This window comes from Cellulomonas endophytica (genome assembly GCF_004123805.1).
Lineage (GTDB): Bacteria > Actinomycetota > Actinomycetes > Actinomycetales > Cellulomonadaceae > Cellulomonas > Cellulomonas endophytica.
The window spans coordinates 15348-27752 of sequence record NZ_RWJX01000044.1; the positions used below are offsets into that span (position 1 = coordinate 15348).

Genomic DNA, 12405 nt, shown 5'->3' on the forward strand with positions numbered 1-12405 from the left:
GACCAGCCCCGGGACGGGCGTCAGCCCGCCCAGCGGCCGCCCCGGCCGCGGAGGCCGTCCTCGGACCCGCCGCCGCCCCGCGGCCCGTCCCCCCGGGCGCCCAGGTACGACCCGACGACGGCGGCGCTGAGGTCGTCGGCCTCCGGCGCCACGACGGACCCGCCCACGCGCCGGGCGATGCCGTCGACGAAGCGCGCCAGGCCCGGGTCGTCGCCGAGGCGGAAGACGGTTGTGCGGGCACCGAGCCGCGCGGCGGCGTCGAGCTCGCGCACCGCCAGCGCGATCGTCAGCGGGTCCGGCGGGTAGGAGAACGTCACCTCGCCGTCGGGCTCGAGGTGGGACGTCGGCTCGCCGTCGGTGACCACGAGGAGCACGGGCTGCGCGTCCGGGTGCCGGCGGAAGTGCCGGTTCGCCAGGAGCAGCGCGTGGTGCAGGTTCGTCCCCTTCTCCCACTGGGCGTCGAGCCCGACGAGCGCGTCGATCTCCATCACCGCCGCGGACCGCCCGAACCCGACGAGCTGGAGGGCGTCCCCGCGGAACCGGGTGCTCACGAGGGTGTGCAGCGCGAGGGCGGTGCGCTTCATGGGCACCCACCGGCCCTCCATCGCCATGGAGAAGGACGTGTCGACGAGCAGCGCGACGCAGGCGCGGCTCCGGGCCTCCGTCTCCTGCACCTCCACGTCGGCGATGTCGATCGGCACCCGCCCCCCGGGGGCCGTCCCGGAGGCGGCGCGCCGGGTGAGCGCGTTCGTCAGCGTGCGGGTGACGTCCCACGGCTCCGTGTCGCCGAAGGCCCACGCGCGCGTCGACCCGGAGCGCTCCCCCGCCGCGCCCGCGCGCCGCACGTCGTGGCCGCCCGTGCGGTGCGAGAGGGTGTCGGCCGCCGCCCGGAGCACATGCCGCCCGAGGCGCCGCATGGCCTTCGGCGTGAGCGCGAGCGAGCCGTCCGCGGTCCGCCGCAGCGTGCCGGAGTCGCGCAGGGCGCCCTCGAGGCGCTGCAGGGTGCGCGCGTCGACGACCGCCTCCTGCCCGAGCTGGCGGGCCAGCGCCTCGAGGTCGAGGTCGTCCAGGCGGGAGCCCTCGTAGTGCTGCGCGAGCTGCTCGGCCAGCGCGTCGAGGTCGGCCAGGTCCTGGAACACCCCCGTCCCGTCGCCGAGGCCGAGCCCCTGCTCCCCCTGCATCCGCTCGGAGCCACCCCAGTCCTCCCCCGGGCGCAGCCCCCGCAGGCGCTCGTCGAGCCGCGAGAGCCGGTCCAGGAGCTCCGGCGAGCCGAACGCCCCCTGCGCGAGCGCGTCGAGCTCCCTGCGCTGCTCGGCCGTCATCGAGTTGCGCATCCGCTGGGCCGCCGCGGCCCGCTGCGCGAGCCCGTCGAGGAGCTCCTCCACCGAACCGGGCCGCTCCGGGAAGTACTCCCCGTGCTCGGCCATGAACCGCTCGAACCGCGCGTCGGTGCTCTCTCCGCGGGCGTGCGCGGCGAGCAGGTCGTCGAGGTCGTCGAGCATCCGCGCCAGGTCGGCGCGGTCCTCGTCGGTCGCGCCCTCCAGGGCCTGCTTCATCCCGGCGAAGCGCTGGTCGACGAGCTCGCGGCCGAGGAGGTCCTGGATCGCCTCGTAGTCCCGCCGGGCGTCGGCGCTCCGCCACGGGTACCCGGCGAGCTCGCGGACGGCGGCGGCGGGCGAGGGCGGCAGCGCGTCGAGCTGCATCTGCGCCAGCGCCCGGTCGCCCTCGTCGAGGTCGACGTCCCGCGCGAGCTGCCCGCGCTCGGCGAGCACCGCGCGCTCGAGCAGCCGCTGCACCTCCTGCAGCGTGCCGTCGAGGCGGTGCTCGCGGGTCAGCTCGCGCCGACGCTCCGCGACCCGGCGGCCGAGCTCGTCGAGACCGGCGCGGTCACCCGTGCCCCGCCGCAGCAGCTCACGCAGGGCGCGCTCGGGCGACGTGCCGGCCATGACCTGCTCGCCGATGGCGTCGAGCGCCTCGGACACGTCGACCGGCGGCGCGAGCGGGTCGGGCCCGTCCGTGTACGGGGCGTAGCGGGACCGGCGCGTCAGCCGGCGGTTCGAGCGGGCCACAGCGGTCCCCTAGCCGTAGATCGTCTCGCCGTCGCCGGTCTCCTTGCCGACCCGGCGCGACAGGTAGAGGCCCTCGAGGGCGAGCTCGATCGCGCCCGCCCGCTGGCCGTCGTCCGTGGCGCCCAGCCGTGCGCAGACCTCGTCGTACAGCCCGGACCCGTCCAGCGGGGGCAGCCCCACCAGCACGTCCCGCGCCGCGACCTGCTCCCCGGTGGTCACCATGCGCCCGGCGCCGATGGCCTCGACGAGCGGCGCGAGGTCGACCCCGCGCAGGTGCGCCCGGACCGTCTCGGCGGTCGCCATGCGCAGGAGGTGCTCGACGACCTCGTCCTCGCGCCCCTCCTCGCCGGACTCGAACTCGAGCTTGCCGCCGAGCACGTCGACGGCCGTCTCGAGGTCGACCGGCCGCGCCACCGCCTGCGGCTCGCCCTGCCGCGTCGCCCGGTGCAGCGCGGCGGCCGCGACGGTCTCCGCCGCCGCGATGGCGAAGCGTGCGCTCACGCCGCTGCGCTGGTCGATCGCGCTCGAGGCGCGCAGCGCCCGCGTGAACCGGGCGAGGATCTCGACGAGGTGGTCCGGCACGTCGGCGACGAGCGTCGCCTCCTGCCGGATGACGGCCACCTCGTCCTCGAGCCGCACGGGGTAGTGCGTGCGGATCTCGGCGCCGAAGCGGTCCTTCAGCGGCGTGATGATCCGGCCGCGGTTCGTGTAGTCCTCGGGGTTCGCGCTGGCGACCACGAGCACGTCGAGCGGCAGGCGCAGCACGTAGCCGCGGACCTGGACGTCGCGCTCCTCCATGACGTTGAGCATCGCGACCTGGATGCGCTCGGCGAGGTCGGGCAGCTCGTTGATCGCGACGATCCCGCGGTGGCTGCGCGGGACGAGGCCGAAGTGGATCGTCTCGGGGTCACCGAGGGTGCGGCCCTCCGCCACCTTCATGGGGTCGACGTCCCCGATGAGGTCGGCGACGCTCGTGTCGGGGGTCGCCAGCTTCTCGGCGTAGCGCTCGTCGCGGTGCCGCCAGGCGACCGGCAGGTCGTCGCCCAGCTCGGCCGCCCGGCGGCGGCTGGCGGGCGTGATGGGCTCGAAGGGGTGCTCCCCGAGCTCCGACCCCGCGATGACGGGCGTCCACTCGTCGAGCAGACCCACCAGGGAGCGCAGCAGGCGGGTCTTGCCCTGCCCCCGTTCGCCGAGCAGGACCACGTCGTGCCCGGCGAGGAGCGCACGCTCCAGCTGGGGGACGACCGTGCCGTCGAAGCCGTGGATCCCCGGCCAGGGGTCCCGTCCCTCGCGCAGCGCGGCCAGCAGGTTGTCGCGGATCTCGTCCCGGACCGTCTTCGCCACGTGCCCGAGGGCCCGCAGCTCGCCGACGGTGGCGGCGTCAGGAGGTGTCATCGGCGCGAGCGTAACCCCGGCCGCCCCCGCCCGCGGGCCCGGGCGGCGGCCGGCCGGACCCCGCTCTCAGCGTCCCGGGGTGCCGGACCCGGGGCGGGGGCGCACGGTGGGTCCGTACGCTCACCCGACGGAGGGAAGCACCATGTACCTGCACGTCCAGCGCCTCATCCACGAGATCGTCGCCGACGAGCCGGACCCGGCCGCCGCGAACGCGCTGCAGGAGGGGCTCGGCGGCCAGTTCGGCGAGATGCGCACGATGATGCAGTACCTGTTCCAGAGCATGAACTTCCGCGGGCCGGCCGGGAAGCCCTACCGCGACCTCCTCCAGGGCATCGGCACGGAGGAGATCAGCCACGTCGAGCTCATCGGGACGACGATCTCCCGGCTCCTCGACGGCTCGCCGCGCTACCAGGGCAAGCCCACCGACCCGCTCGACACCCCGGGCGCCGGCGGTGCCACCCCGCTCGGTCTCGCCCTCGACCAGGGCAACATCCACCACTACCTCGTCGCCTCGCAGGGTGCGCTCCCCGTGGACGCGGCGGGCAACCCGTGGAGCGGCTCCTGCGTCTACAACTCGGGCAACCTCGTGCTCGACCTGCTCTACAACCTCATGCTCGAGTCGACGGGCCGCCTGCAGAAGTGCCGCATCTACGAGATGACGGACAACAGGACGGCGCGCTCGACGATCTCCTACCTCATCGTGCGGGACCAGGCGCACGAGAACGCCTACGCCCGCGCCCTGGAGACCCTCGGGGTCGACTGGGGCAAGGTCCTGCCGATCCCGAAGACGAACGCCGAGCGGTTCCCCGAGGTCAAGAAGCTCGTCGACCTCGGCCTGCAGAGCAAGCAGTACAGCTTCGACCTCACCGCGGCGTCGGAGGCCGGCAAGATCTACCGGGGGATGTCGCCCTCGGCGGACGGCACCACGCTCGACGCCACGGAGCAGGCGCCCGAGGGCGTGCCGCTGGAGATCGCCGAGGAGCGGCCCGAGGAGTTCGCCCCCGGCCTGGACCCCGAGCTGCTCGCGCTCATCCAGCGCACGGCCGAGCTCGAGATGGACGAGGTCCAGCCGCTGTACGGGCCGGTCGCGCCCGCGTCCTGACGCGTCCCGACCGCTCGGCGCCCCGGCGCCGCGCAGACGCCCAGGGTCCGCAGCACGGACCAGCGCAGCCGCAGGAGCAGCAGGGCGGCGACGAGCGCGATGACGAGCGACGCGGGCCGCAGCGTCCCGAGCACCGGCAGCTCGAGGGAGACCGGCCCCCAGGCGGCCGTCCGCGTGCCCGCGAAGAGGGTGTGCAGCGCGAAGTAGACGGCCAGGTTCGCGATGACGCCCACGACCGCCGCCGTGATGCCGGTGAGTGCGGAGGTGAGCGCGCGGTTCCCGCGCAGCCGCTCCACCCACGGGGCGCCGAGCAGCACGAGCAGGATGCTCGGCACGAAGGTCACCCAGGTGACGAGCAGCGACGCCAGCACCGCGGCGACCCACGGGTCGAGGCCGCCCGGGTCGCGGTGCGCGCCGAGGAACGCGACGAACTGCACGACCATGACGAGCGGGCCCGGCGTCGTCTCGGCGAGCGCCAGGCCGCGCACCATCTCGCCGGGGCCGAGCCAGCCGTGCACGGCGACGGCCTGCTGCGCCACGTAGGCGAGCACGGCGTAGGCGCCGCCGAACGTCACGAGGGCCGTGCCGGAGAAGAAGAGGCCCATCTCCACCAGCACGCCGTCGCGGCCGAGCAGCAGCGCGGCCGCGACGACCGGGGCCGCCCAGACGGCGAGCCCGACGAGGAGCACGCGCGCGGCGTGCCGACCCGAGGGACGTCCGGCGTGCAGGGCGTCGTCGGGGACGAGCGGCGCCGGCCCAGCGTCGGGGCGCTCGGGCGACGGCCGACCCGACCGCGGCACCCAGCGCCCGAGCACCCACCCGACGGCGGCGGCGGCCGCCACGACCACCGGGAACGGCACGGCCAGCAGCGCGAGCGCGACGAAGGACGCGACGGCGACGGCGACGAGCGCGGGGTGCCCGAGGGCCCGCCCGCTGAGGCGCACCACCGCCTGGGCGACGATCGCGAGCACCGCCGCGGCGAGGCCGTCGAAGAGGGAGGTGACCACGGCGCTGTCGCCCGCCGCCACGTAGAGGCCGGACAGGGCGAGCAGCGCGACGACGCCGGGCAGCACGAAGAGCGTCCCGGCGACGAGCCCGCCGCGCACCCCGTTGAGCAGCCAGCCGACGTAGACGGCCAGCTGCTGCGCCTCCGGCCCCGGGAGCAGGGTGCAGAAGCTCAGCGCGTGGAGGAACCGGCGCTGCCCGATCCAGCGGCGCTCGTCGACGAGCGTGCGCTGCATGACGGCGATCTGGCCGGCCGGCCCGCCGAACGTCTGCAGCGAGATGGCGAACCACGCGCGGGTGGCGTCGCGGAACGGGACGACGTCGGCGCCCGTGCCGGGGGCGCGGCCGGCGGCCGGGCGGTCGTCGTCGTGGGTGGCGGTCATGCCGGTTCCCTCCCCGGGAGGAGCTCGCGTCGGAAGAACTCGTGGGCGCCGTCGAGCAGCGGGCCGGACAGCTCCGGCACCCGTTCGTCGTCGGCGACCATGGACAGGCCCCGCAGGGCCAGGTCGGAGCCCGCCGAACGGGGTGGCGCGTCCGCCGGGACGTCGTGGGGACCGGCGACGAGGACGAACTCAGCCCCCGGGTCGACGGCGCGCCGGATGAGCCAGGTGCACGCGGCCCGGTCGATGTGCACCCCGGCGCGGGTCGCCCACCTCACGCGGTCCCCTCCACCCGGGCGAGCGCGGCCCGTGCCGTCCCCGGTGCTACCCCGGTCCCGCCGGCGGCCAGCGCCTCGACCGCGGCGACGGCCGCCTCGCGCTCCGGCGGCGGGAAGAAGTCGCGCCGGCGGACGCGGCGCAGCTCGGCCCGCAGCCGCTCCGCGGCCCGCCGTCGCTCCTCGGGCGTGCCCACGGCTGCGGACGCCCGCGCGGCGATCCCGCGGTACTCCTCCGCCCGCGCCTCGCGCAGCCCCCGGGCCAGCTCGCGCTCCTGGTCGGCGGCGCCGGGCCGCGCCAGCCAGACCCCGGCGGTGCCGCCCGCCGCACGGACGCGGTCGGCGGTCCGGTCCATCGCCTCCCGCGTCCGGGCGTCCGCGGGCAGCGCGACGAGCCCGTCCGCGAGCTGGGCGACCCCCAGGCGGCGCAGCTGGCGCCACACCGCGATGCGGGGCGTCGAGGGCTCGCGCGGCAGGTGGTACGTGAGCAGGACCCACGCGCCGCCGCCGCTCCCCGACCCGTCCACGCGGCGATGCAACCACGGTTGCACCCGCGCGGGCAAGGAGCAGCCTGTCGACTCCGCTGTTTGCGCAACGGCGCAAGTTGGGGTGACGATCGTGCCGTGCCGTCCGCCCTCGCCCACCCGACGTATCGCGTCCTGCTCACGGGCCAGGTCGTCTCCCTCGTCGGCACCGGCCTGACGACCGTGGCGCTCGGGCTGCTCGCCTACGACATGGCCGGGCGGGACGCGGGGCTCGTGCTAGGGACGGTGTTCGCGATCAAGATGGTCGCGTACGTCGTCCTCGCCCCCGTGGCCGCCGCGGTGGTCCACGCCCGGCCGACCGGGCGGGTGCTGGTGGGCGCCGACCTCGTGCGCGTCGTGGCGGTCGCGGGCCTGCCGCTCGTGGACCGGACCTGGCACGTCTACGCGCTCGTCCTCGTCCTCCAGGCCGCGTCGGCCGTCCACACCCCAGCGTTCGCCGCCGCGCTGCCGCGCGTGCTGCCCGACGACCGCCGCTACACGCAGGCGCTGTCGGCGTCACGGGTCGCGGAGGACCTCGAGATGGTGGCGGCCCCGTTGCTGGCCGCGCTCCTGCTGCTCGTCCTGCCCTCGTCCGCGCTGTTCTGGGGCACGGCCGCCGGGTTCGCCGCCTCGGCGGCCCTGCTCCTGCGGGTGCGGCTGCCCGCCCCGGTGGCCGCGGGGGACGCGCCGGCGCCGGACGGCGGCGGCGTCCGACGGCGCGCCGGGCGGGGCATCGCGCTGCTGGCGCGGACGCCGGCGCTGCGGCCGGTGCTGGCGCTCGACCTGGCCGTGGCCGCGGCGGGCGCGTTCGTGCTGGTCCAGACCGTGGTGCTCGCGCGGACCACGCTCGGCCTCGGCGAGGACGGCGCCGCCGCGCTCCTGGGGGCCGTCGGGGCGGGGTCCGTGCTCGTCGCGCTCGTGCTCCCCCGCGTGCTCGGGCATGTGCCGGAGGGCCGCCTGCTCCTCACGGGCGCGGCCGTCGCCGCCGCCGGGTGCGCCCTGGTCCCGGCGGCCCTCGCGGCCCCGGGCCCGGCGTCCGCGGCGGTGGCGGTCGCGGCGCTCTGGGTGGCCGTCGGGGCGGGGTGGAGCGCGGCGGAGACGCCCGTTCCCCGCATCCTGCGCCGTCACGTCGCCGACACCGACCTCCCCGCGGTCCTCGCGGCGCAGTTCTCCCTCTCGCACGCCTGCTGGCTCGTGACCTACCCCCTCGTCGGGTGGCTGGGCACGGTCCTGGGCCTGGGCGCGGTCGCGCTCGTGTGCGCCGCCCTCGCCGGCGGGGCGACCATCGCCGCCGCCCTCCTGCTGCGGCGCGCCGGGGCCGCGGCGCCCGGGCGGGCCGCGGCGGTGGCAGCATCGGACGCGTGACGGGTCCCGGGCACCGCCGGCCGACCCCCGGAGGGCCGGTGCCCGCGGGGGCAGGGGCGGGCCTGCCCGCGGCGGCGTCCGTCACCCGTCGGGGCCCCGGCCCGGACGCGCACGCCACGCCCCTGCGCCCCGCGGACCTGGGCGCCGCCGACCAGGACGCCGCCGACCAGGACGCCGCCGACCCGGGCAGCGCGGACCTCGGACCCGCGGACCTCGACCCCGCGCACCTGGACGTCGCCGTCGAGGTGCTCCGGCTGCTGGCGGACCCGACGCGGCTGGCGCTCCTGCGGCACCTGGCCGCGGGCGAGCGCTCCGTGGGCGCGCTGGCGCTCGCCCTCGACCGGCCCGTGCCCGCCGTGTCGCAGCACCTGGCCCGGCTGCGGGGCGGGCAGCTCGTGCGCACGCGCCGGGAGGCGAGCACGGTCCACTACCGGCTGGCCAACGAGCACGTCGCTGCCCTCGTCGCCCACGTCCTGCACCAGGCCGAGCACGTCCGGCACCCCTTCGACCCGCCGCACCACGCACCGGGACGCTGACGCCGCCGCCCGCCGCCCGCACGGGCCCGGCCGTGGGGCGCCGCCGCGGGCACTCCCGTCGGGGACCGCCGGTCTCAGACCTCCGTCCGCCCCTCGTCGAGGGACGGCGCCGCGTGCCGGCCGGCAGGACGCCCGGCCTGGCGGCGGGCCCGGCGCCCGGCCGTCGCGCCCGTGCCGTCCCGGCCGTCCGGGCCGCCCGTGCCGTGCGTGCCGTCCCTGCCGTCCGGGCCGTCGGGGCGCCCCCGGGCGCCGTCGGACGGTGGGGCGGCGTGCCGTCCGGCCGTCGTGCCGGCCCCGGGGGTCGGCTCCGGTAGGGCCGTCGACGGGGCGCCGGGGGCGGCGTCCGGTCCCGCGGCGGCGGGCACCGCGGGCACGGCGGGCCCGCCGGCGATCCCGGGCGCGGCGGCGGAGGGGGCGGAGGCGACGGCGGCGACCGGGTGGTGGCGCTCGAGCGCCGCCCCCTCGACGTCGACGTCCGGCAGCACCCGGGCGAGCCCGCGGGGCAGCCACCACGCCCGCTCGCCCAGGAGGTGCATGAGCGCGGGGACGAGGGTCATGCGCACCACGAAGGCGTCCACGAGCACGCCGAACGCGAGGGCGAAGCCCATGGGACGGACCGCCGCCACGTGCGAGAAGACGAAGCCGGAGAAGACGGAGACCATGATGATCGCGGCGGCCGTGACGACGGCCCGCCCGGCGCGGACGCCCTCCGTGACGGCGAGGCGGGCGGGCGCGCCGTGCGCGTACGCCTCCCGCATCCCCGAGGTGAGGAAGAGCTGGTAGTCCATCGCGAGGCCGAAGAGGACCCCGATGAGGATGGTCGGCAGGAAGCTGAGCACCGGCCCGGGGTCGTGCACGCCGAACAGGTCGCCGAGCCAGCCCCACTGGTAGACGGCCGTGACGCCGCCGAAGGTCGCCAGGAGCGACAGGAGGAAGCCGCCCGTGGCGAGGACCGGCACGAGCAGCGACCGGAACACCATGACGAGGATGAGCAGCGAGAGCCCGACGACGACGACGAGGTAGAGCGGCAGCGCGTCCGCGAGCTTCTCCGAGATGTCGATGTTCGCGCTGGCGGCACCCGCCACGGACAGCCGCACGTCGGGGTCCTCGGCGGGCGTCAGGGCGCGCAGCGCGTGGACGAGGTCCGCGGTGGACTCGCTCGTCGGGCCCTCCGCCGGCACGACCTGGAACGCGAGGACCGTCCCGGCCGCGTCGGACCCGGCGGGGGCCACGGCGACGACGTCCGGGGTGCCGGCGATCGCCGTCGCCAGGCGCGCCTGGGTCGCCACGAGCGTGTCGCCGGTGGCGCCGTCCGGCACGTCCGCGACGACGAGGAGCGGCCCGTTGGCCCCCTCGCCGAAGCCCTCGGCGAGGGCGGCGTAGGCCCGGTACGCGCTCGTGTCCTCCGCCTCCTGCGACCCGTCGGGCAGGCCCAGGCGCATGGACGCGGCGGGCACGGCCAGCACGAGGAGCGCGACGACGCACAGGACGACCCGCAGCACCGCCCAGGGCGTCGACATCGCGCGGGCGGGCGGCGCCGGGGCGGGCTCGGACGTCCGCTGGCGCCGGGGCAGGGCGCGCGGCCCGGCCAGGGCCAGGAGCGCGGGCGTGAGGGTGACGGCGACGAGCACCGCGACGGCGACGGCCACGGCGGCCGCGGTGCCCATGAGCCCGAGGAACCCGATGCCCGTGAGGTTCAGCGCGACGAGGGCGATGACCACCGTGCTGCCCGCGAAGACCACCGCGTTGCCCGACGTGCCGTTGGCGAGGCCGATGGACTCGAGCACGGGCACGTGCCGGCGCAGCTGGCGGCGGTGGCGGTTGAGGATGAAGAGGGAGTAGTCGATGCCGACCGCCAGGCCGAGCATGAGGCCGAGCACGGGCGTCACCGAGGACATCTCGACCGCGCCGGAGAAGGACAGGGTGGCCGTGGCGGCCACGCCGACGCCGACCAGGGCCGTGAGCAGCGGCAGGGCGGCCGCCACGAGCGTGCCGAGCATGACGACGAGCACGAGGACCGCGACCGCCAGCCCGACGACCTCCGACACGCCGCCCAGCGACGGCACGCCGCCGGACAGGTCGGCCGAGGGCTCGACCTGCACGCCCGGCAGGTCGGCGCCCGCCACCGCCTCGACCACCGCGCCCTTCGTCTCCGGCGTGACGGCGAGCAGGGGCTCGTCGAACACGATCGTCGCGACGGCGGTGGCGCCGTCCGGGGACACCGTCCGGATCCCCTCGGCCAGGTCGAGCAGCGTGCGCCCGTCGGCCAGGGCCGCCGCACCCCCCTCCAGCTGCCTCTCGGCGGCGTCGAGCTCGGCGCTCTGGGCGTCGAGCTGGGCCCGCGCGGCCTCCAGGGTCGCGGGGTCCGCGCCCGCCGCCGCCCCGGCGTCGAGCTGCGCGCGGGCGGCCGCGACCTGGCCCCGGCCCGCCTCGACCTGGGCGCGCCCGTCCCTCAGCTCGGCCTCGCCGTCGTCGAGCCGGGCCTCCTGCTCCGCCCGCTGCTCCTGCGTGACGAACGGGTCGACGACGGCCGCGACCCCCGCGACCTCGGCGGCGTCCGCGAGGGCGTCGCCGACGCCGGCGCGCTGCGCGTCGTCGAGCGGGGTGCCGTCGGCGGAGCGCAGGACGAGGGACCCCGTCCCGCCGCTCGTGCTCGGCAGCTCGCGCTGCAGCCGCTCCGTGACCTCGGCCGTCGGGGTGCCCGGGATGCTCAGCGTGGAGGCGAGCGTCCCGCCGGCCACGAGGTAGCCCGACACGGCGGCGGCCAGGACGAGCGTCCACACCACCACCACCCGCCACGGGTGGCCGCCGCAGGCGCGTCCGATCCGGTAGAGCAGGTCGGCCATGGGTGTCCCCCCGGATCGGGCGACGCGCCGGGGCGCGTCCTGATAGGTGCTATCAGCATCGTAGGCGGGCGCCGCCGTCCCACCGCGCCGGGGACCGGCCCCGGCCGCTGTGACGGTGCTCCCAGGCGGCTCCCGGCCGTACCCTCGGCCACCATGGACGGCACGGGTCGCGACGGCACCACGGCCGGGCGACCCCTGCGGCGGGACGCCCGCCGCAACCGGGAGCGGATCGTCGCGGCCGCACGCGAGCTCTTCGCCGAGCGCGGCCTCGACGTCGGCTTCAACGAGATCGCGCACCGGGCCGGCGTGGGCGTCGGCACGGTCTACAACCGGTTCGCCGACCGCGACGAGCTCGTGCTCGCCGCCCTGGAGCAGCCCGGCGACGAGGTGCTCGCGCTCGCCGGGCGCGCGCGGACGGCGACGCGTGCCGTCGACGGGCTCGGCGCCCTCCTCGAGGGCGCCGCCGCGGCGCTCGCCGAGAACCTCGGGCTCCGCTCGCTCGTGCTGACGGCCGACCCCGGCGTCCTGCCGGCCGTGGGCGGTGCCATCAGCACGGTGCTCGTCGAGCTCCTGGAGCGGGCCGTCGCCGAGGGCGACGTGCGCCCCGACGTCGTCGTGGAGGACGTGCGTATCGCGCTGTGGATGGTGACCGAGGTGGCGCGGCACAGCGCGGAGGTGCAGCCGGACCTCTACCGGCGCTACCTGCAGGTCGTCCTCGACGGGCTCCGCGCCGGCTCGGCCCGCGGGCCCCTGCGCGTCGCGCCGGCCCCGGACCTGCAGGACGTCTCCCGGCACTGGGCCGGCCTCCCCCGGGCCTGAGGGTCGGCCCGCCCCCCGCGCCGACCCCGCCCGCGCCGGACGCGGGCACGCCGGACCGGGCGCGGGACCCGCCCGCCGCCGGCACCGCG

The 12405-nt window shown here is 77.5% G+C and carries 9 protein-coding genes and 1 pseudogene; 4 read left to right on the forward strand and 6 right to left on the reverse strand.

All coding sequences use genetic code 11. The features are described from left to right. Positions 1–20: 20 nt before the first annotated feature. Both EJA20_RS12680 and EJA20_RS12685 read right to left on the reverse strand, forming a co-directional pair. Positions 21–2069 (reverse strand): vWA domain-containing protein, encoded by a 2049-nt coding sequence (locus EJA20_RS12680; RefSeq protein ID WP_129338528.1) that lies wholly within the window; start codon positions 2067–2069, stop codon positions 21–23. Between the two features lie 9 nt (positions 2070–2078). After that, positions 2079–3464 carry a magnesium chelatase ATPase subunit I gene (locus tag EJA20_RS12685; RefSeq protein WP_129338530.1) on the reverse strand — a complete coding sequence of 462 codons (1386 nt, stop codon included), beginning with the start codon at positions 3462–3464 and terminating at the stop codon, positions 2079–2081. Positions 3465–3606: 142 nt separating this feature from the next. Between EJA20_RS12685 and EJA20_RS12690 the strand changes: the two genes are divergently transcribed. After that, on the forward strand, positions 3607–4566 hold the full coding sequence (locus EJA20_RS12690; RefSeq protein ID WP_129338533.1) for a manganese catalase family protein: 960 nt from the start codon (positions 3607–3609) through the stop codon (positions 4564–4566). 41 nt (positions 4567–4607) lie between these two features. Here the strand turns inward: EJA20_RS12690 and chrA are convergent. The 3 genes and pseudogenes from chrA to EJA20_RS12705 all read right to left on the reverse strand — a co-directional run. Beyond that, positions 4608–5954 (reverse strand): annotated as a pseudogene (gene chrA / locus EJA20_RS12695) (chromate efflux transporter); the annotation flags it as partial. Next, the gene (locus EJA20_RS12700; protein WP_129338535.1) at positions 5951–6229 is read right to left on the reverse strand and encodes a chromate resistance protein ChrB domain-containing protein; all 279 of its coding nucleotides are present in this window, start codon (positions 6227–6229) and stop codon (positions 5951–5953) included. The pseudogene chrA and the gene EJA20_RS12700, both read right to left, overlap by 4 nt. Beyond that, entirely contained in the window at positions 6226–6753 is a 528-nt protein-coding gene (locus EJA20_RS12705; protein ID WP_205687487.1) for a Chromate resistance protein ChrB, read from the reverse strand. Before EJA20_RS12705 ends, EJA20_RS12700 begins: the two co-directional genes overlap by 4 nt. Positions 6754–6849: 96 nt before the next feature. Here EJA20_RS12705 and EJA20_RS12710 point away from each other — a divergent pair, with 96 nt between their 5' ends. Next, positions 6850–8115 (forward strand): MFS transporter, encoded by a 1266-nt coding sequence (locus tag EJA20_RS12710; protein WP_240675468.1) that lies wholly within the window; start codon positions 6850–6852, stop codon positions 8113–8115. Next, positions 8112–8651, forward strand: a complete 540-nt coding sequence (locus EJA20_RS19515) for an ArsR/SmtB family transcription factor (RefSeq protein WP_240675469.1) — start codon at positions 8112–8114, stop codon at positions 8649–8651. The genes EJA20_RS12710 and EJA20_RS19515 overlap by 4 nt, the downstream gene beginning before the upstream one ends. A 74-nt stretch (positions 8652–8725) precedes the next feature. On the opposite strand, the gene EJA20_RS12720 is transcribed toward EJA20_RS19515, so the two are convergent. Beyond that, positions 8726–11497, reverse strand: a complete 2772-nt coding sequence (locus EJA20_RS12720) for an MMPL family transporter (protein WP_205687488.1) — start codon at positions 11495–11497, stop codon at positions 8726–8728. Between the two features lie 153 nt (positions 11498–11650). Here EJA20_RS12720 and EJA20_RS12725 point away from each other — a divergent pair, with 153 nt between their 5' ends. Then, positions 11651–12316 (forward strand): TetR/AcrR family transcriptional regulator, encoded by a 666-nt coding sequence (locus EJA20_RS12725; RefSeq protein ID WP_129338538.1) that lies wholly within the window; start codon positions 11651–11653, stop codon positions 12314–12316. The last annotated feature ends 89 nt before the right edge of the window (positions 12317–12405 follow it).

Excerpts from the sequence above, each read along its gene's own strand:
- EJA20_RS12720 (WP_205687488.1), bottom strand. The coding sequence starts at position 11,497 with ATGGCCGACCTGCTCTACCGGATCGGACGCGCCTGCGGCGGCCACCCG.
- EJA20_RS12725 (WP_129338538.1), top strand. The coding sequence starts at position 11,651 with ATGGACGGCACGGGTCGCGACGGCACCACGGCCGGGCGACCCCTGCGG.
- EJA20_RS12685 (WP_129338530.1), bottom strand. The coding sequence starts at position 3,464 with ATGACACCTCCTGACGCCGCCACCGTCGGCGAGCTGCGGGCCCTCGGG.
- EJA20_RS12690 (WP_129338533.1), top strand. The coding sequence starts at position 3,607 with ATGTACCTGCACGTCCAGCGCCTCATCCACGAGATCGTCGCCGACGAG.